This is a genomic window from Caldicoprobacter faecalis, from assembly GCF_900115765.1.
Classification (GTDB): Bacteria; Bacillota; Clostridia; order Caldicoprobacterales; family Caldicoprobacteraceae; genus Caldicoprobacter; species Caldicoprobacter oshimai.
In genome coordinates this window covers 1-18529 of the sequence record NZ_FOXR01000036.1, presented here as the reverse complement: position 1 = coordinate 18529, position 18529 = coordinate 1, and the positions used below count along the sequence as shown (strand labels likewise).

Here is an 18529-nt window from a genome sequence, read left to right as displayed (position 1 = left end):
CTTTTAAAAAAAGATAGTGCAAAATTTCAGAATCAATGGTAATATTGTATTGAGCCATTTCTCATCCCTCCAGTTAGTTTTGGTTTTTACATTTTTAATTCTAACCAGAGGGGTGGGGGTGGCTCAACCCCTTTTTACACAATTATATGGACTTAACTCCATAAAAACAAAAGTTTAAGATGCCGCATTATCGTTAATCCAAGATGTAAAACGCTGATAAAATTCGAAAGGAGGAAATATAAAATGGGGAATATAAAAGAAGTGCCTTACGACAAGTATATTTTCGAAGTAGAAAATCAATTAAAGTCAGAGGGACTCTTTTTGTCTTCCAAAGGCGAAAAAGCCAACACCATGGTCATCGGATGGGGAGGAATCACAATTTTCTGGGGTAAACCCATATTTTTAGTACCTGTCAGAAAATCGAGATACACCCATGGCCTTATTGAAAAGTCTGGGGAGTTTACCGTTAGCATTCCGCTAAATCGGGACCTAAAAAAAGCGTTGGCTTTCTGCGGCAGCAGATCAGGCCGCGATTTTGACAAATTCAAGGAATGCAATCTCACGCCAATCCCCGGCATAAAAGTGAATGCCCCCATCATAGGAGAGTGCCCGCTGCATTACGAGTGCAAAGTAGTATATAAGCAGGACATGATACCTGCAAACCTGGATGCACAGCTAATCCAGAAATGGTATCCCTCTCCAGACTATCACACGTTTTATTTCGGTGAAATTGTGGCATGTTATATGACAGAATAAACCGCCAACCATTTTATAATAGAGGTTGATAGAGCACTAGAAGTTTGGAAAATAATATTTCCGCGCGTGCGAGAGGTTTGGACTACTTCCCCACATCATCCTAGTGCCATAAATTACTCAAAACTCAACGTATAAACATCAAAGGAGCCGAGAAACTCGGCTCCTTTTTTTAATCTTATCAAGCCTTTTTAAGCAGCTTTAAAGCCCGTTCAACAACTCTATCTACGGTAAACCCAAATTCCCTAAACAGTACATCTGCCGGCCCGGATGCACCAAACCTATCTAGCGCAATGACATCGCCTTCGCACCCAACATAGCGATGCCATCCTAGCGAGGACCCAGCTTCAACAGCCAGCCTGGCCTTTACAGCATCGGGCAGCACCTTTTGCTTATATTCTTCCGGCTGCTCCTCAAACAGCTCCCACGACGGCATGCTCACCACACGGGCATCAATCCCTTTTTCCTTAAGTACCTTGTGGGCCTCATACACAAGCTGCACCTCCGAACCGGATGCAATAAGTATAATATCGGGTATCTCCTTTTCAGAATCCACAAGGATATATGCACCTTTCAATGCCTCTTTGCCGGTTTCCTGATACAGGGGCACGTTTTGACGCGTGAGCACAAGGGCCGTGGGCCCTGTCCTCCTGGTAAGCGCTACATACCACCCGGCAGCCGTCTCTTTAGAATCGGCCGGACGGAAAACGGTGAAATTGGGTATGCTCCTTAATGCAGCCAGGTGTTCCACCGGCTGATGCGTCGGCCCATCTTCACCCACCCCGATGCTGTCATGGGTGAGGACATAGATCACAGGCAAACCCATAAGGGCAGACAGCCTCATGGCAGCCTTCATATAATCGCTGAATACAAAGAAGGTTGCCACATATACCCTGAGCCCTCCATGCAACGCCATTCCATTGGCAATGGCGGCCATGGCGTGTTCACGGACACCAAAGTGGAGATTTGAACCAGTGCGGTCCTCGGCCGAGAAATCACCGCGCCCTTTCATTATCGTCTTGTTGGATGGAGCTAGGTCGGCCGAACCACCGATAAGGTTAGGTATAACCCTTGCCAGGCGGTTTATAACCTCTCCAGAAGCATTACGCGTCGCCGTTTTGCCTTCAAACTTCCAGAATTCCTCGTCGTTCAATAAATCTACCGGCAAGGCATCGCTGTGCCATATCTTCCATTCCTCTGCCAGCTCTGGGTACTCCCTGGAGTACGCTTCCCACAGCGAATACCATTCTTCTTCAGCCTTCTTGCCTTTCTCTATTAGGGCATTCATGTGTTCCCTCACTTCAGGAGGAACATAAAAAGGCTCTTCGCTGGGCCAACCTAAATACTCTTTCATCTGTTTGATGTTTTCTTCTCCTAACGGTTCTCCATGAGCCGATGCCTTACCCTGCTTGGCAGGACAGCCGTATGCGATCTGAGTCTTTACTATGATCAACGAAGGCTTCGTGGTCTCGGCCTTTGCTTGAGCAATTGCTTTATCGATGGCCTCTATATCGTTTCCGTCCTCAACTTTCAGGACCTGCCAGCCTTGAGCCTCGAAGCGCTTGCCCACATCTTCCCTGAAAGCGATATCGGTTGACCCTTCGATGGATATGGAGTTGGAATCATATAGCACGATTAACTTACCCAGCCCCAAGGTACCTGCCAACGATGCAGCCTCATAGCTTATACCTTCCATCATACAGCCATCGCCTGCTATAACATATGTATAATGGTCCACCACATTGTACCCTGGGCGATTAAACTTGGCGGCAAGATAGGCTTCGGCCAAAGCCATGCCAACGGCATTGGCAAACCCTTGACCCAGCGGACCTGTGGTGGTCTCCACCCCCGGCGTATGGCCGTATTCCGGATGCCCAGGCGTCTTGCTGCCAAACTGCCTGAAGTTCTTTATATCCTCAATGGTAAGGTCATACCCAAACAGGTGAAGCAGCGAATAGATAAGCATGGAGGCATGTCCAGCCGACAACACGAATCTGTCCCTGTTTACCCACTTGGGGTTGCAAGGATTGTGCTTCATATGCCGTGCCCACAACGTATAAGCCATGGGTGCAGCTCCCAAAGGCATACCCGGATGCCCAGATTTGGCTTTTTCAACTGCCTCAGCTGATAACACGCGAATGGTGTTTATGCACAACTGTTCAATGCTTCTCATAGTACACCTCCCAGCCATATTTTATATATTTATGTACAGCCAATCGCTGCTTGTACATACAAAGTGAGCTTTTACGAAACCTTAACTTCTATACTTAATTATCCCAGGCTTTCTTTTACCTGTCAAGCAAGCAAAATCAAACTCATTATGCCTTTCAACCGTATCGATATACAATTGAAGATTATAGATACTCTCTTCTCAGCTCCTCACCGGTTTTAGGCGAAAGATAAGCAATGGGAATGTCGAATACGGTACGCGCCCCCACCTGTCCCTCCTTGGAAAGGCGATAAACCGCCCTGGCGTAGGCTACCAATACGCTGGAAGTAAATTCGGGATTGCTCTCCAATTCCAGGTTGAACTCCATCTTCTGTTTTGTCGACTCACCTGTTTTGCCAGTGCGAATCACAATTCCCCCATGGGGCATACCTGAATGATTAGCTCTAAACTCTTCCTCGGAAATAAAGTATACGGTTGTATCGTAATCAGCAAAATAATGGGGCATATTCTTTATCTCCTGCTCGATGCGCTTTAAATCCGCTCCCTCTTCGGGAACGACATAACATACACGCACGTGCTTTTCTCGAGTGGTAAGTTCAGGGTTTTCCCCGTTTCGCACCCTGCGAATGGCATCCTCCACTGGAATAGTGTATTGAATGGCGTTTTTTACCCCCGGCACTCTTCTGACCGCATCGGAATGCCCCTGGCTGACCCCCTTACCCCAGAAAGTATATGTATGCCCTTCAGGTAGGACGGCCTCCCCAAGTACCCTCATCAATGAAAACAGGCCTGGATCCCAGCCGGTGGAAATCAAACTGAGGTTACCACCTCTTCTAGCCGCCTCATCCACCTTGGCAAAATACTCGGGAATCCTGGCATGGGTATCAAAGCTGTCCACGGTATTGAACATCTCGGCGATGGCCGGTCCCTGAACAGGCAGGTCAGTAGCGGATCCCCCGCACAGGATCATCACATCGATTTGGCCCTTGTAATCCTCCAGCCGAGAGATATGCTCAACTTTAACGCCATCAGCATCTACCTGCTCTGGCGACCTACGCGTAAACACGGCCACCAGCTGAAAATCTGGATTTTGCTTGACGGCCATCCTAACGCCCCGTCCAAGATTTCCATATCCCACTATTCCAACCCTTATTGCATCCTTCATATAATTCCCCTCCATTTTTCTAAATTGAGTTATACGTTCATTTCGACAATGTCCGCCACTTATTTAGCGAGCAATCGAGAAAAAAACATTTTTAACCTAAAACTTAGCATTCCAACTTGAAGTCAAGTGAATACAGAAAAATAATGATCAAAAAACCTATCGCGGTCTACATCAACGGCTACCTCATGTTTGCCATCACCAATGTTGAAGCTCCAATGCGTCATCCCCTTCAACCTGTCGCGAGTAAGCTCTACCTCCACTTTTCCCTTCTGAAATGCACATATTTTGTCATCAAATATGGTAGCTGCAGCAAGAGGGTCGTGAAAAGTAATTTGGTCTGTCTTTTCAAACCATACAGAAGCAAAATCAAGAACTGGTTCAAGCAAAGGAGACGTAAACCTTCTCATCACCTCGTCGGACTTCATGGTCACCTGGCAGGTAACATCCAGCCCCACTGAACGGTGGAGTGCAACCTCGGTGGCATATACGATGGCGGTGGCATAGGGATCGCATATAGCATTCCACTCCAGAGGCCCCACTCCTGGCAACCGATTGGTAAAAACGCCGCACATCATCACAAGCCCTTTGAGGAGCTTGGGTATTTCCTGATCAACCTTGAACAATAGCGCTACGTTGGTAAGAGGGCCAATGGACAACAGCACCACTTCACCAGAGTTATTGCGTATTGTTCCCCTCAGGAACTCAATGGCCTCGCCTTTGGGAAACTTGGTTTTATGGCGCCAGTTCCCCAGGACCTTGGCCTGGTGCGCCACAGGCTGCCGCTGGGGGCCTATCAAAGGCTCTTCGGCTCCTGGATAGATGGGCACATCTTTCCCCGCTATGTTGCATAAAACGCTTGCCATCATTGCACGCTTTTCGGCTTCTCCGCTCACCGTGGTTATACCCAACAGCTGGCATTCGGGATTTGCCAAAAGATAAGCTAAACATACCGCATCATCGATATCGCTTCCTATATCGGTATCCAAAAGAATCTTGACAGGCATTTCAATCCCCCCGCCTAAAAAGCAATACTATACTTTAACATTGTACCATATGTAAACCTCAATAGCACAAAAAATTACTTTATAATTTTTAAAAATTTTTCGGAACAAGGGGTTTAATTTTTGAAAAATTGGTTAAGATAATAAACGTAAAGTTACCCAAACCCCCAAACCCCTTACATAAGGACCGCGATATAGCGGTCCGTTTTTTTATCATATAAACGGTATAAGGTCTGCCAAGCGTTCCACCACCAGAGTAGGCTTAACATCTGAATTTTCCAGATCTTCCCGTTTAGTCTCCCCCGTTAAAACCAGCACGCTGGTGACTCCATGATAAAACCCTATAGCTATATCGGTGTATAGCCGATCACCTATAAAGACCATATCCTCTTTAGCACAGCCTAGATATCTCAACAGGTATTCCAGCGTCTCCTTAAAAGGCTTGCCCAGATACTTTGGTTTAACTCCTGTGGAAGCCGTTATAAAAGCGCAGATAGCGCCACAATCGGGGATAAAGCCATCCTCGGTAGGGCAGTTTAAATCCAAATGCGTGGCGATGAACGGCGCCCCTTCGCGAATAAACTTACAGGCGCGGCGGAGCTTATCGTATGTAACGGTAGTATCAAAGCCCACTACCACCACATCGGGCTTATCCTCAACCAACTTTATGCCTCTCTTCTTAAAATCATCATAGAGCATCGGTGTACCCAGCAAAAACACGCTGCAATCCTGATATTTGTTCTTTAAATACTCCACTGTCACCATGCCCGAGGTAACAATCCTCGATTGCTCCACATTGCATCCCATCTTTGCCAGCTTTTGCTGATACACCAGCGCATTCTTAGATGAGTTATTGGTAAAAAAGAGATAGCTTTTGCCTGCCTGTTCCACGCGCTCTAAAAAATCAAGAGAACCCTCCAGCAGCCTATCTCCAAGATAAAAGGTGCCATCCATGTCCAGTATGAAATACTTTTTATCTTTCAATACATTTGCTATGTTGCTCAGCATATTATCATGTACCCCTTTTTATCTCAGTTTTTATATTGAATCGCGCATAAAAAATTCCGCTAAACCCGTTTGGCTCTTATTTAAGCGATCCTGTACTATCACTCTTCAAGTAAGAAAATTGAAGCGGCAGGTCGTCGGAGTAGCTAGAGAATATTTTATCATAAATTCTATAAGTTTTAGATTCCTAATTTTAAAAAAAGATTTCCCCCTACCCGTTTTTTATTAGCACTTAAATCCTCCAAAAAACAAAAAAAGAGATGCTTTCATCCCTTTTAAACCATGTTTTACAATTTTATAAAAACACTAATACCAGGCACTCATATAAAAATCATATAAAAGCACGTAGATTTAAGGCTCCTGGTCGTTCAGCAGTATATCGTTTAGCTTCTCCAATACCCCATATGTATTAGGCCCCACTACACCATCGGGAGTCAAACCGTAATCCCTTTGAAGCTCAAGTACCGCATCCCTGACCTCCTCATCGTAAACAGCATCCAGAGGTCCATCATAGTAGCCTAAAGCCTGCAATATCTCCTGTATCCTTCTTACATCCTCACCCGGTTCCACACCCAGATACAGTACCCTCCCTGTAAAGGTCACACCGACGATATTGACCGCCGTCCCAAGAGGTACAATATCATACAGCTCAATCACGTCTTCATTGAACATCCTGATACAACCATGACTCGCCGCCGTCCCTATGGTCTCGGGTTGGTCAGTGCCGTGTATCCCATAGCCTCCCCAAGGTATACTTAACCTCATCCAGCGGGCACCAAAAGGGCCTCCAGGATTGACAGTTTTTTGAATAATTTTCCAGTTACCCGTAGGAGTCGGAGTAGAAGGTTTTCCGACAGCCACAGGATATACTTTGATAAACCGTTCACCCTGTTTCAGTGTCAACTCCTTTTGCTCTAAATCCACTGTGATATTGTATTCAGAGCTAAAAAACCCAAGGAATTCCGGGCTTATGCCGATGGCATTCCAAGTATCAGGGCCCACTATGCCATCGGCAGTCAATCCATTCTGTTGTTGAAATCTTCGAACCGCTTCAGCGGTTTCCCTATCGTAGATACCGGTTACATCACCTTCATAAAAACCCAATTCTTTAAGGCGCTGTTGAACATTTTGAACATCGATACCTTCCATTAAGGGATCAGCTATTCTCAAATACCGACTGGAATAGGTCATCCCCACACCCCCTTTATTTCAATTCTATGAGGGGTGATAAGGGTTTATGTTATCCTATTCTTCATAAATCATCTTGACTGTCATACCGCCGTCTATAATTAAATTGGTACCCGTGATAAAGCTTGCGGCAGGCGATGCTAAAAACAAACAAGCCTGGGCGATATCTTCCGGCTTGCCAACCCTTCCCACAGGGTGCTGAGCCAAGTCCTGGGGCCTTAGGTTGGGTTCTCTGCGCTGAGATTTTTTCCGCCATTGAGATACCTCAATCCATCCCGGGCTAATGGCATTAACCCTGACCTTTGGGCCCAAACTGATGGCTAGAGAATGAGTAAGGGCCAAAAGGCCTCCTTTTGAAGCCGAATAAGGTTCGGTGTGCGGTTCAGACATAAGAGCCCTGGTAGAGGCTATATTGATTATAACCCCGGGATTTGCCTTCATGAGCTCGGGTGCACAGTATTTTGCCATCATGTAAGGTCCCCGCAGATTAACTCCTATCACCCTATCCCATTCCTCCATGGGACGGGTAAAAAGCGTACCGCTGCTTCCAATACCCGCATTGTTGATCAATATATGTATTCCATGATACGCTTTTATCGTCTGCTCGACCAAATTTTTTACATCATCCTCCCTGGATACATCAGTAGGTATAAATATGGCCTGTCCACCCCGTTCCCGAATAGTGGTTACATGTTCCTCTCCTGCTTCCTCATCAATATCGGCTATCACCACATTGGCTCCCTCTTCTGCAAAAGCCAGCGAAATAGCCATGCCTATTCCCTGTGCTCCACCCGTAACGATGACAGTCTTATCCTTAAACTTCATAATTACATCACCTCTATACCTCTATAGTATAATATCTACTCATAATTATACATTAAGATAACCCGTTATAAACAAGTTTGTTTATTAACTTTCAGTTCGTAATTCTACTTTGCTAGATTTCCAAGCATATTAACTGCAGTTACAAATTCTTCTAATTTGGATTGTTAATTCGCTAAAAAATTTTATTTAATAAAGAACAAAGCCTATGGATATAATGCACCTATAAACAGGCAAACAAGAAAGGAGGAGTGTGCATACTGCAGCACTCCCCCTTTCTTCCCTAATCAATACCTTAGCTTTCTTTTGTCGATACTCCTCCAAATCCTCGGCAGAAGCAATCACCATTAAACAGGAACACGAGGATCAGGAAGAAGAACAACAGCTCATCAGAATCCCTAAATAGCCCACAATTACAGAATATGATCACCAGCAGTAAGAAGAAAAAGAGCAAACTGTCGTCCTTCTCACCTAATCTCCTTCCAAAGAAACTCATATACTCATGCCTCCTTTAATGATTAGTACTACCTGATTTGGTCTTTTATTTCTGTCTTTACTACAATATATGTCAAAGTATAAAAAAAGGTGAATATTTAATGCTATCCATTATATACCCCAGAGTTTGGTAGTTACACTGGAATAACCTTGTTTTAAGCCGCATAAAAAGCTCCGAGCTTGTAATTTTGATCTTGTCGGAGATATCAAAAAAGAGGGAGCGTGCATACTGCAGCACTCCCTCTTTTTGCCACAGTCAACGTTTTAGCATTCTTTGGAGTCTCTAATTCCTCTAAAGATGCAGTCTCCATTAAACAAGAACACCAGGATCAGGAAGAAGAACAACAGCTCATCAGAATCCCTGAATATTCCACAATTGCAGAATATGATCACCAGCAGTAAGAAGAAAAAGAGCAAGCTGTCGTCGTCACCTAATCTCCTGTCACCAAAGAAACCCATATAACCATACCTCCTTTAAATACTTTTCTTATTGAGCCTTCTGGCTCTCCTTCATTAAACAATATATGTCAGAGTATAAAAAACTGTGAATATTCAGCCCTATCCATTACGCCTTAAAAATACTTTTTGGATTCCATATATTCTCGAACCTTCTGTAGCACTTCTCCGAATCTCTGAAAATGAACAATCTCCCTCTCCCTTAGAAAACGCAAAGGATCAATCACATCTGGATCATCAGCAAGCTTGATGAGATTTTCGTATGTTGCACGCGCCTTCTGCTCAGCTGCTAAATCCTCATGAAGGTCTGCTATTGGGTCACCCTTGGACTGAATATAAGCAGCAGTGAAAGGCACGCCTGTACCAGTGCTTGGATAAACGGCATTATCATGATCAGCGTAATACGTGCCCATATCAGCCATCTTAATTTCTTCAGGGCGAGCACCTTTCATCAGTTGGTAGACCATAGCACCAACTATTTCGAAGTGTGCTAGTTCTTCGGTACCTATATCGTTTAACACTCCCTTGGCTTCTGGAATGGGCATGTGATATCTCTGGGAAAGATATCTAAGCGAAGCCGCCAGTTCCCCATCGGGTCCTCCGTATTGTGTAATAATATACTTTGCCATCTTGGGATTTGGATTCTTTATTCTCACAGGATACTGTAATTTCTTCTCATAAACCCACATCTTAACATCCCTCCATATAGTGATCTTCTTCCCACGGCCAGGGTTCGTTAATCCAAGCCCATGGGTATTGGCTTAATGAGTATCCAAAGTTGGTCAAAGGCCCATAACGCATTTCATATTCTTTCCTAAGTGCCTGCAATTGACGAGTGTAATAATTGTACTCATTCAACGCCCTGCGATCGTTTGGATGAGTATTCAGATAGAGATTGAGATCTATTGTCATAAATTCAATTGCCCTTATCTGTTCTAACAGCTCTCTTCTTTCGTTGTCAGCATGAGTATGATTCATCTGCCTTTCCCTCCTTCACACCCCTTTTTTTCATATGGCCTTACCAGTTCTGGAAACATGGTTCCCGCATGCAGTGCTTCCATTGGTGAAAAGCTAATGGTATACTGTTGATAAGGTATATAAGCTTCCGCCAGCTCCACCTCTTTCCTCATCGGATAATCACAGTACATATAGGGCGCTCGCGGCGGATAATGCCTTGGATATCGGCAGTCCATATGCAGTACCCCCTTCTATTTGCATATTCATCTATATATCCTCCTTTATTTGCCATTATATTTGCGCAGCGCCAAAATGTTACACGGCTTAAATTGAAAATAAAAAAAGATGCCCTTGTATACAGGGCATCTTTGACGATGTACCTGTTTAATTTTTGCAAAAGAGCATCATGCAAACTTTACTTGAGTAGCCTTTCAAGAAACTCTACAATATCCCTGGCCTTTGGGGGACACCCTGGCAGACAGGTGCTACATCCACGGGTGCACGAACCAATGCCAATACCTTCAAGCTTTTGCCCTCTAAACCCCTGCCCGATATATAACTTGGATTTCAATCCACCCAATCGCCCTCTTTCCCTTAACCGCTCCAGCGCGTAAATAAGGCTTCCATAGCAAGCCGAACAGGCGTCTTTCTCTACTACATATTTTGCCAAGCTCGCCACCCGTCTTGATGCCTCAAGTTTCTTGCCACCGCTGGTATTCTGATTTAGTTCTACGATGTCCGCCTTTGTCACATCAGCTGAGCCCACTCCCAGCTTCTCGGCCATTGAAATATAGGCTATATCGTCTTTTTCGTACCCTATAAGCTGGGCAGCGTATGCATCCACCAGCACAGGGTCCTTACCCGCGATAATCCGGTTCATTTGAACCGGCGTACCTCCCTCTTCAAAGGTCAAATCCCCCACTATGGCATCTACAATAGTCAAATGCGCCCTTACAACCGCGCTGAGACAGGCAATGGGTTTGTGCAGCCCCAGAGAATGAAAACGCCTCTTTTCGCTATCCGGTATGCATCCCTTTAAGTTTTTCAGAGCGCATGTCAGCCTGGTCTGACAGTGAGCCTTGAGCACCGGCATGTTTATTAAATAATCCACTTCAAGGGGTTTGCTACACACCCTCAAAGTTAAATCATCCACTCTGACTTCCCTGTAAGCGTCCTCCTTAAGGTCTATAAGCGGAACACCATACTTGCGGGAAATCTCCTCATAGCCGCATACCTTGAAAGCCCGCCTTGTACTGTCTCCCACCCAGGAGCTTTCCATTATTAGCAGGTTGTTAAATCCATGCACCTTCAGGTATTCCACCACAGCCCCAACCAATTCAGGATCAGTGGTGGCTCCGGACGAGGATTCCTTGGCCACTACGAGATTGGGCTTAATCCCTATCACAAAATCCTTTTTAAGCTCATCAACCAATCCCACCGCATCCAGCAATGTTGGGACCATCTTTTGTGGCTCACTGCCGTATATGACCATAATCTGGTTATAGTTCAAGCGCTATACCTCCCCTTTGGGCTTTCCTCAAGCCTCAGCAGGCTCCTATGGTTTGATCTTATTCTCCTCATCATACCCGGGATAAACCACTTCACAGACATAAGTATCCTCATTCACACCCGGCCTCGTCGGCCTTAACTTTTTTACGCTGAAAATAATCCACCTCAAAAAGCTTTCTGAACCTTGCCGGAGACATACCGGTCTCTTTTTTAAAAAGATAGGTAAAGTATTGCTGGCTGCTTATCCCTATGTTTTGAGCTACCTCGTTCATGGAAAGGTTGGTCTTGATAAGCAAATCCTTTGCGCGGTTGATCCTCACGCGCGTGAGATATTCAACCGGCGTCACCCCCATGTATTCTTTAAATATCCTGTGGAAATAACTCCTGTTGAGCCCGACGCGCTTTGCAATATCCTCTACCTTTATATCCCTGTGATACGATTTATGGATAAAGTGAATGGCACTTCGCACATAAGCCATCTGTGGATCTGAACTCCCCAGGCGCTGTTCTTCTATTATCCTTGTAATCTGCAGCATGAGCTGCCAGAACAGCAGGTTGGTTGAAATCTGTGCCGTTCCACGATTCCCATCCAGCTCAGCTATCATCCTTTTGAGCAACCAGTAAATCTCCTCGGTATCTTTCAAGATATAATAAGGCGCATCCTCAAAAAAGCATATGGGCGGATCGGATATTTTGCGACAAAAAGCGCCAAACGAAAAAAATTCCCCTCTGTTGGGTACGAAAACAAATTCGATGTTCAGGATTTTACAGGGATGCCCTGCTTCAACCAAAAGGCGATGGGGAACATCGCCGTTTATAAAGACGAACTCCCCCTTCCGCATAAACAGCCGTTGTTCTTCCACCTCAACGCTGCATTCGCCCTGCTCGACATACATGATTTCTACCTGTTTATGCCTATGGGGAGTCATGGTATATTGATTGTTAAAGCTGCGATAGTAATACCCCATGATGCACGGCACCAGGTCCTCCGTAAACAGCTCAGGGGAGCGCATATCATATATCTCCATAAAACGCTCACCACATCATTCCCAGCGATATCCATGAACCACCGGATTTCTGCCGGCCTTCTCAATAGGGCTGAAGACACGGATGGCTAAAGGAGCCTGCCTGCGCTTGTATTCGCTGCGCTGTACCATATTCAAAATGTTGCACACCACCAAGCGGTCATAACCTCTGGCCACAATTTCGTCGGCAGACAGCCCCTCATCTATATACATGCTGAGTACCGCATCCAGGACGTCATATGGTGGCAGAGAATCCTGGTCCTTTTGATTGGGGCGCAGTTCGGCCGATGGCGGCTTAATCAAAGTATTGTGCGGAATGACCTCTTGATCCCGGTTTACATAGCTGCAGACATCATAGACAACAGTTTTAGGTATATCTGCAATGGGCGCAAGGCCACCGCACATATCGCCGTATATTGTGGTATAGCCGACCGATGTCTCAGACCTGTTGCTGGTAGATACCAGCACCCGCCCCTCTCGATTGGCTATAAACATGAGCAGATTCCCGCGGATCCTTGCCTGAACGTTCTCTTCGGCCACATCACCCACAGGTGACGGTGAACCGTTAAACACCTTCAAATATTCTTTAAAGATATCCTCAATAGGGATGACCCTGTACTGTATCCCCAGGTTTTCTGCCAGGGTTTGAGCATCCTGCCTGCTGTGCTCTGAAGAATACCTGGAAGGCATATATACGCCCAGCACGTTTTCCCGCCCCAGAGCATCAGCCATTATACAGGCCACCAAAGCCGAATCAACGCCGCCGCTCAAGCCTAATACGGCTTTCTTAAAGCCATTCTTTGAAAAATAATCGCGGACTCCCAAAACCAACGCTTTATACAGCCATGAGATATCCTCCTGCAGGCAGGGCAACGGGCAATGAACACCGCCCAAATCGAAGACCACCATCTCCTCTACAAAGGGCTGTGCCTGCACCATACATTGCCCTTTTTCGTCAAACACCCTGCTTGTACCTGCAAATACCAAGTCATCGTTGCCTCCCACCTGATTTACATACACCAGGGGGGCTCCAATCTTTTTCGCAACACGGACCAAAATGTCATTGTGCCACTTAAATTGACCGTAACAATAAGGACTAGCCGAAATGTTGATAATCAAATCAACGCCCCTGTATTCGGCATCGCCCCATACGTCATCTCCCACAGTCACAGCCAGTTTGTATTCTCTAAAGGCCAGGCTGTCAGTTCCACAAAACGGCTCAAAATAGCAGGCCTCATCAAAAGCGCCTAAAACCTTCAGCTTGCGCTTGGCAGTGTACCCCACCACTTGCCTGTTTTCTATTAGCAGCGCAGCGCTATACAGCCCCTTTTTATCATCCTGTAGGGCTGTGCCGAGCAACACCCCTATCCCGTCGGTATGCTCGACAACCTGACGCAATGCCGCCTGGCAATCCCGCGTGAAATCCTTCAGCTTGAGGAGCCCCTGAGGCGGATAGCCGATCAAGCTGAGCTCAGGGAATACCACCAAATCGCAGTTCAAACTCCTGGCACTTTTTATAAATTCTATAATCTTCGACGCATTTCCTTTCAAGTCGCCTACAACAGGATTTAGCTGAACCAAAGCTATCCTCATGCTCTACACCTCGTCGATCTTAAGCAGTTCAATTACCACATCTTTCATCTGATCCTGTCTGCATGAAATGGTATGCCTGATGTTCTTCTCCTTCAATCCCGCCAAACTCAGTGGAATATTCAAGCCCGATACACGGCTTAAAACATCCAGCAATTCAAATTCGCCCCGGCCCTCTACTGCGTCCTGCCCCAGTATGGCCCTCAAAACATCGCCTGCAAACTTAAATGGGCTGGCAGTTGAGGCCAGTATCGCCTTGTGGTCATCACCCGTCTGCCTCCTGTACTCATCATAAACCCATTTTCCCACCGCCGTATGGGGATCCAAAACATAGTTATATTCCTGGTATGTGCTGCGTATGGCCTGAAGGGTCTGGGCATCATCGGCATACCCTCCCCAGAAGACCTCCTGAAGCCTGTGCAGGCTATCATCGTCTATCCTGTATTGGCCCTCGCTCTGTAAGCTGGCCATCCACGTCTTCACTCTTTCGTGGTCACCACCCGAAAGCTCAAACAACAACCTTTCCAGGTTGCTGGATATCAAAATGTCCATAGAAGGCGATATGGTTTTATAAAATTCCCTCCTGCGGTCATATATACCCGTGTTGATAAAGTCAGCAAGTACCTTATTTCTGTTGGAAGCGCAAATCAGGCGATGTATTGGCACACCCATCCTCTTAGCGTAATAGGCCGCCAGAATATTGCCAAAGTTGCCGGTGGGTACAACCACGTCCACCAGCTGGTCCTCTGATATCTCACCAGCCTTCAGCATATTAAGCCATGCAGATATATAGTAAACGATCTGGGGCACCAGCCTTCCCCAGTTTATGGAGTTGGCAGATGAGAAGCGGTATCCCTTTTGCTCCATTTTCTGTTCCAGCTGCTTGTCGGCAAATATGGCCTTTACACCCGACTGCGCGCTATCAAAATTCCCCTCCACAGCCACCACATGGACGTTGGCACCTTCCTGAGTTATCATCTGGAGCTGCTGCATGGAGCTTACCCCTTCCTTAGGGTAAAACACCACAACGTGGGTTCCAGAGACGTCTTTAAACCCCTCCAGCGCCGCTTTGCCGGTATCCCCCGACGTGGCCACAAGGATCACAATATCGTCCTTCTCGCCGGTTCGCTTTGCAGCCGTGACCATTAAATGTGGGAGAAGCTGCAGGGCCATGTCCTTAAATGCACAGGTCGGCCCATGCCACAGCTCCAAAATATAAAGCTGGTCGTCAAGCTTCAATACAGGCGCAATATCGGGCACATCAAACTTTTCCAGGTTATAGGCTGAATACACGCACCTTGTTAAATCCTCCTGCGAATAATCGGTCAAAAACAGCGAAAGGACCTTTACTGCCCTTTCACGGTAACCCTCCTGCGCCAGCATCCTGAAGTCGTCCATGGACAAACCGGGAATCTCATCGGGTACAAACAGCCCTCCATCGCTGGCAATCCCCTGCTTGATAACATCCATAGAAGGCAGATTGGCATCTCCTCCACGCGTGCTTTTGTACAGCATATCCCTCTCCTACCATTCAGTGTATATTGGGATTTTTGATTCATTATACTCCCTCGCAAACTTCTCGTCAAATAAAAAAACTTTTCCCTTTTTTAGCCCTACTTATGGGAAAAGTCCCATTTATCAGCTACGCTATTTGTGAATATTACAGAGTTGGAATCCTTTTTGAGATGTTTCATAAAGTACGGGAGGCATCATCAAAAAGAAAGCCAAGGGCTTTCCCTCGGCTAAAATACCTTGTTTTCCTTTAAGTTTCCCTTTAAGCCCTCTTTATGCTATGCATTCTTCTTCTAGCATATACTCTTTCAGGAAAACAGGTACGCTCTCGGGAGTGCCGCTCATGGTGATCACAAACTGTATATTGAATTTGTCCGAAAGCTTTTTCACATCCGTCACAAAATCCTCTATGCTCTTTATATCTCCCCCTAAATCTTCAATGATCCCATCGATATAAACATGCTCGATATCGTAATCCCCCGCAATGATCCCGCACAAGAACCCGTACAGCACATTTAGGTCTTTCAACCCGAACTCCCTGGCGTTGATGAACCGAACCTGGTACTTCAGACCCGTTATCTTCCGATAATCCCCGTCGATAAACACCACGTTCCCCTTGGTTTCCTCTATGGCCCGATTCGCCATTTCAATCACTTTCTTGGTCTTCCCGCTTCCCTTCGGGCCAATGATAAAATGTATCATGTTGACCGCCTCCCGTAATTTTTGTTAGGGTTTGGTTATATTATACCACACTACCAGCAGGGTTACCATAGAAAAGCATCACAAAAAATAAGCATAAAATTGTATAAAATTAAGGGCTCTAGCGGCCCTTTCCGTATTTCAGCATGCGCTGAACAATCCGCTGGCGAACCTGTTCAATCTTTTCAAAATCCATGGCTGAAATGTAATAGCTCTCCAGCTGGTCGTGAACAGCCTTGGCCTGTGCAATATTGCTTATAGCTTGATCAAGCAGTTCCAAAAATCTCTCGTGGGCACCTGATAAAGCCCTCCTGCGCTCTTCATCCAGGTTTGCCTCGTTAAGACACGCTGACAGGTCTATGCCTTCCCCAAGGTTTATTCCATGGCCCTCAGGCACAGCGCTACGAAATGGCTCCCATATATTTATGACAGCAGCGTTAAGCTCAGGTATAATCACCATATCCAAATCCTGGGGCTCAATAGGGCAGTGCGACCTTTCGGTGAAAAATCCCTGCCACTCAGCTATGTGCGCAACCCTGCTTAACAGTTCCTTGGCCCCCGAACCCGGTCCACCGTAAACGGGATATACATCCATGCCGGGCTTGAGCAAGGTATCAGTATAATCCTTTATACCAGAAGGGGTGATTGCACAGGCGAAATAATGCCTTGCCCGGCCATCCTTGCCCAAAACATCAAATCTTTTAAACACTTTTCTGATGAGCAAGTCGGCCTGCCGTTGATATTCAGCCCTGTCCACACAGCTTTTCACGTAGCCCTTCCATTCATCATAAGCGACTCTGGCTTCTTTAAGCTGGCTGTAGGCCGTATTGAATAGGTCCTTTATTCGATTTGTGCAGTCAATTATGTACTCCCTGTTGGCAACCAGCACATCATCGTTCCAGTAATCGCCAAAATAGATAATCTCCTCGACAGCTCCTGGATACCGTGGATCCATCACGTGAGGGGCTGTACCATCCATTATGGCCACTTTTAAATCGGGTACCGCTACAGCATCAAGGGAATGGGGATCCGAGGAGCAATAAAAGTATTCAACGTCATATCCCCTATCAAGCAAATCCTGGCCAATCTTTTTCATAAAAGTCGACTTGCCTACCCCTGGTCCACCTTTTATTATAAATATCCTGTTTGTATTGGCCTCCAGTATCTCTCCAAAGTAATTTACAAAACCATCGGGCGTATTCCCGCCAGCAAACATGCATCTAATATTTGGTTTTGATTTCACAGATACTCCTCCCACCTCATATCGAATATCACTCTCTGATATTATATGCGTTGGATCAACTGCATATGATGAACTCAACTAAGGATAAAAAAAGAGCAACGCTTGAATCAAGCGTTGCTCTTTTAGCTAGAAGCGGTCTCAGACTCTTCACCTTCTTCAGAAGTTTCCTCCTCAGCCGAGGTTATAACAGCTATGGCATCCTCCGGCAAGTCCGTTATTTGTATTTCCGGATGAATATTTAGGTCTTCAATCGTCACAACATCCCCGTTATTCTTATCGCCCACGTCCACTACAAAGTGCTCAGGAATGACGGTCGCTTCACCGGTAACGTTTATGCTGTCTATATTGACTTGAAGTATCAATCCCTTTGATTTTAACTTTTCGCGTCCGATAAACTTAATGGGTATATCACAGGTAATCTTTTGCCCTGCAGCCACCAGCTGCAGGTCCACGTGAAGCACCTCACCCATAATCGGCTCTTTCTCTATATCCTTAACCAGAGCCATCTTCTCTTGATTATCTATTATCAGTTTAACTCTAGGCCTCTCTCCATGCTCTCTTAAAACTTTTAAAAATTCACGCTTCACAAACTTGACGGGCAAGCTCTTGATTTCCCTGCCATAAACAACGCCGGGGATAAAACCCTCCCGTCTTGCCTTCTTGCCCTTTTCATTTCTTGGCAAAGCAGTGAGCGTTGCTACTCTCATACCATCCCCTCCTTTTACTTTAATAAACATTATTGTCTATTAAAATAAAAGAAGTTATTCGTATGGATTGATCAAGTCCAAATTTTTGTGTAAAATTCCCTCTGGCTAGAATCAGGTTAAATTATCACCACTAATCTTTAAATTTTACTGCTTCCGGCTTCTTTTAGGTCAAGGATTCGCTATCGCCGGGCTGCGCCCGTCCTTGACCTAAAAGAGCCTCCAGCAGTTTTAT

Annotated in this window: 19 protein-coding genes; 1 reads left to right on the top strand and 18 read right to left on the bottom strand. The window is 45.9% G+C overall.

What is annotated here, in order from left to right; all coding sequences use genetic code 11:
• Positions 1-243: 243 nt before the first annotated feature.
• The gene (locus tag BM241_RS10460) at positions 244-756 is read left to right on the top strand and encodes a flavin reductase family protein (RefSeq protein ID WP_092282728.1); all 513 of its coding nucleotides are present in this window, start codon (positions 244-246) and stop codon (positions 754-756) included.
• A 178-nt stretch (positions 757-934) separates the two neighbouring features.
• Here the strand turns inward: BM241_RS10460 and tkt are convergent, their stop codons facing one another.
• The 18 genes from tkt to BM241_RS10370 form a co-directional block, all read right to left on the bottom strand.
• On the bottom strand, positions 935-2926 hold the full coding sequence (gene tkt / locus BM241_RS10455) for a transketolase (protein WP_092282727.1): 1992 nt from the start codon (positions 2924-2926) through the stop codon (positions 935-937).
• A gap of 181 nt (positions 2927-3107) precedes the next feature.
• A complete protein-coding gene (locus tag BM241_RS10450; protein WP_025748482.1) occupies positions 3108-4088 on the bottom strand; it encodes a diaminopimelate dehydrogenase in 981 nt (326 codons plus the stop codon).
• Positions 4089-4210: 122 nt separating this feature from the next.
• Positions 4211-5092, bottom strand: a complete 882-nt coding sequence (locus BM241_RS10445) for a nucleoside hydrolase (RefSeq protein WP_092282726.1) — start codon at positions 5090-5092, stop codon at positions 4211-4213.
• A 210-nt stretch (positions 5093-5302) separates the two neighbouring features.
• Positions 5303-6097, bottom strand: coding sequence for an HAD-IIA family hydrolase (locus tag BM241_RS10440; protein ID WP_025748484.1), 795 nt, complete (start codon positions 6095-6097; stop codon positions 5303-5305).
• A gap of 348 nt (positions 6098-6445) precedes the next feature.
• Positions 6446-7285 carry a L,D-transpeptidase family protein gene (locus BM241_RS10435; protein WP_025748485.1) on the bottom strand — a complete coding sequence of 280 codons (840 nt, stop codon included), beginning with the start codon at positions 7283-7285 and terminating at the stop codon, positions 6446-6448.
• A gap of 54 nt (positions 7286-7339) precedes the next feature.
• Positions 7340-8107, bottom strand: coding sequence for an SDR family oxidoreductase (locus BM241_RS10430; protein WP_092282725.1), 768 nt, complete (start codon positions 8105-8107; stop codon positions 7340-7342).
• A 292-nt stretch (positions 8108-8399) separates the two neighbouring features.
• Complete coding sequence (locus BM241_RS10425; RefSeq protein ID WP_025748487.1) at positions 8400-8600, bottom strand: hypothetical protein; 201 nt, start codon at positions 8598-8600, stop codon at positions 8400-8402.
• 263 nt (positions 8601-8863) lie between these two features.
• Positions 8864-9058, bottom strand: a complete 195-nt coding sequence (locus BM241_RS10420) for a hypothetical protein (RefSeq protein ID WP_092282724.1) — start codon at positions 9056-9058, stop codon at positions 8864-8866.
• Between the two features lie 113 nt (positions 9059-9171).
• Positions 9172-9744, bottom strand: coding sequence for a manganese catalase family protein (locus BM241_RS10415; RefSeq protein WP_092282723.1), 573 nt, complete (start codon positions 9742-9744; stop codon positions 9172-9174).
• Between the two features lies 1 nt (position 9745).
• Complete coding sequence (locus BM241_RS10410) at positions 9746-10033, bottom strand: spore coat protein CotJB (RefSeq protein WP_025748490.1); 288 nt, start codon at positions 10031-10033, stop codon at positions 9746-9748.
• Complete coding sequence (locus BM241_RS10405; RefSeq protein WP_025748491.1) at positions 10030-10248, bottom strand: spore coat associated protein CotJA; 219 nt, start codon at positions 10246-10248, stop codon at positions 10030-10032. The genes BM241_RS10410 and BM241_RS10405 overlap by 4 nt, the downstream gene beginning before the upstream one ends.
• Positions 10249-10427: 179 nt before the next feature.
• Entirely contained in the window at positions 10428-11522 is a 1095-nt protein-coding gene (locus BM241_RS10400) for a DUF362 domain-containing protein (RefSeq protein WP_025748492.1), read from the bottom strand.
• Positions 11523-11631: 109 nt separating this feature from the next.
• A complete protein-coding gene (locus BM241_RS10395; RefSeq protein WP_092282722.1) occupies positions 11632-12549 on the bottom strand; it encodes a helix-turn-helix transcriptional regulator in 918 nt (305 codons plus the stop codon).
• Between the two features lie 15 nt (positions 12550-12564).
• Positions 12565-14139, bottom strand: a complete 1575-nt coding sequence (locus tag BM241_RS10390; protein ID WP_092282721.1) for an NAD+ synthase — start codon at positions 14137-14139, stop codon at positions 12565-12567.
• A gap of 3 nt (positions 14140-14142) precedes the next feature.
• Positions 14143-15651 (bottom strand): threonine synthase, encoded by a 1509-nt coding sequence (gene thrC / locus BM241_RS10385; RefSeq protein ID WP_025748495.1) that lies wholly within the window; start codon positions 15649-15651, stop codon positions 14143-14145.
• 270 nt (positions 15652-15921) lie between these two features.
• On the bottom strand, positions 15922-16350 hold the full coding sequence (locus BM241_RS10380; protein WP_025748496.1) for a hypothetical protein: 429 nt from the start codon (positions 16348-16350) through the stop codon (positions 15922-15924).
• Between the two features lie 118 nt (positions 16351-16468).
• Complete coding sequence (locus BM241_RS10375; protein ID WP_143094088.1) at positions 16469-17590, bottom strand: PRK06851 family protein; 1122 nt, start codon at positions 17588-17590, stop codon at positions 16469-16471.
• Positions 17591-17712: 122 nt separating this feature from the next.
• Positions 17713-18297, bottom strand: coding sequence for a 50S ribosomal protein L25 (locus BM241_RS10370; protein WP_177206156.1), 585 nt, complete (start codon positions 18295-18297; stop codon positions 17713-17715).
• Positions 18298-18529: the final 232 nt, after the last annotated feature.

Coding starts and splice junctions, on each gene's coding strand:
- BM241_RS10460 (WP_092282728.1), top strand. CDS start 244: ATGGGGAATATAAAAGAAGTGCCTTACGACAAGTATATTTTCGAAGTA.
- thrC (WP_025748495.1), bottom strand. CDS start 15,651: ATGCTGTACAAAAGCACGCGTGGAGGAGATGCCAATCTGCCTTCTATG.
- BM241_RS10380 (WP_025748496.1), bottom strand. CDS start 16,350: ATGATACATTTTATCATTGGCCCGAAGGGAAGCGGGAAGACCAAGAAA.
- BM241_RS10370 (WP_177206156.1), bottom strand. CDS start 18,297: ATGAGAGTAGCAACGCTCACTGCTTTGCCAAGAAATGAAAAGGGCAAG.
- BM241_RS10405 (WP_025748491.1), bottom strand. CDS start 10,248: ATGGACTGCCGATATCCAAGGCATTATCCGCCGCGAGCGCCCTATATG.
- BM241_RS10420 (WP_092282724.1), bottom strand. CDS start 9,058: ATGGGTTTCTTTGGTGACAGGAGATTAGGTGACGACGACAGCTTGCTC.
- BM241_RS10435 (WP_025748485.1), bottom strand. CDS start 7,285: ATGACCTATTCCAGTCGGTATTTGAGAATAGCTGATCCCTTAATGGAA.
- BM241_RS10445 (WP_092282726.1), bottom strand. CDS start 5,092: ATGCCTGTCAAGATTCTTTTGGATACCGATATAGGAAGCGATATCGAT.
- BM241_RS10430 (WP_092282725.1), bottom strand. CDS start 8,107: ATGAAGTTTAAGGATAAGACTGTCATCGTTACGGGTGGAGCACAGGGA.
- BM241_RS10440 (WP_025748484.1), bottom strand. CDS start 6,097: ATGCTGAGCAACATAGCAAATGTATTGAAAGATAAAAAGTATTTCATA.
- BM241_RS10450 (WP_025748482.1), bottom strand. CDS start 4,088: ATGAAGGATGCAATAAGGGTTGGAATAGTGGGATATGGAAATCTTGGA.
- BM241_RS10395 (WP_092282722.1), bottom strand. CDS start 12,549: ATGGAGATATATGATATGCGCTCCCCTGAGCTGTTTACGGAGGACCTG.
- tkt (WP_092282727.1), bottom strand. CDS start 2,926: ATGAGAAGCATTGAACAGTTGTGCATAAACACCATTCGCGTGTTATCA.
- BM241_RS10415 (WP_092282723.1), bottom strand. CDS start 9,744: ATGTGGGTTTATGAGAAGAAATTACAGTATCCTGTGAGAATAAAGAAT.
- BM241_RS10390 (WP_092282721.1), bottom strand. CDS start 14,139: ATGAGGATAGCTTTGGTTCAGCTAAATCCTGTTGTAGGCGACTTGAAA.
- BM241_RS10425 (WP_025748487.1), bottom strand. CDS start 8,600: ATGAGTTTCTTTGGAAGGAGATTAGGTGAGAAGGACGACAGTTTGCTC.
- BM241_RS10410 (WP_025748490.1), bottom strand. CDS start 10,033: ATGAATCATACTCATGCTGACAACGAAAGAAGAGAGCTGTTAGAACAG.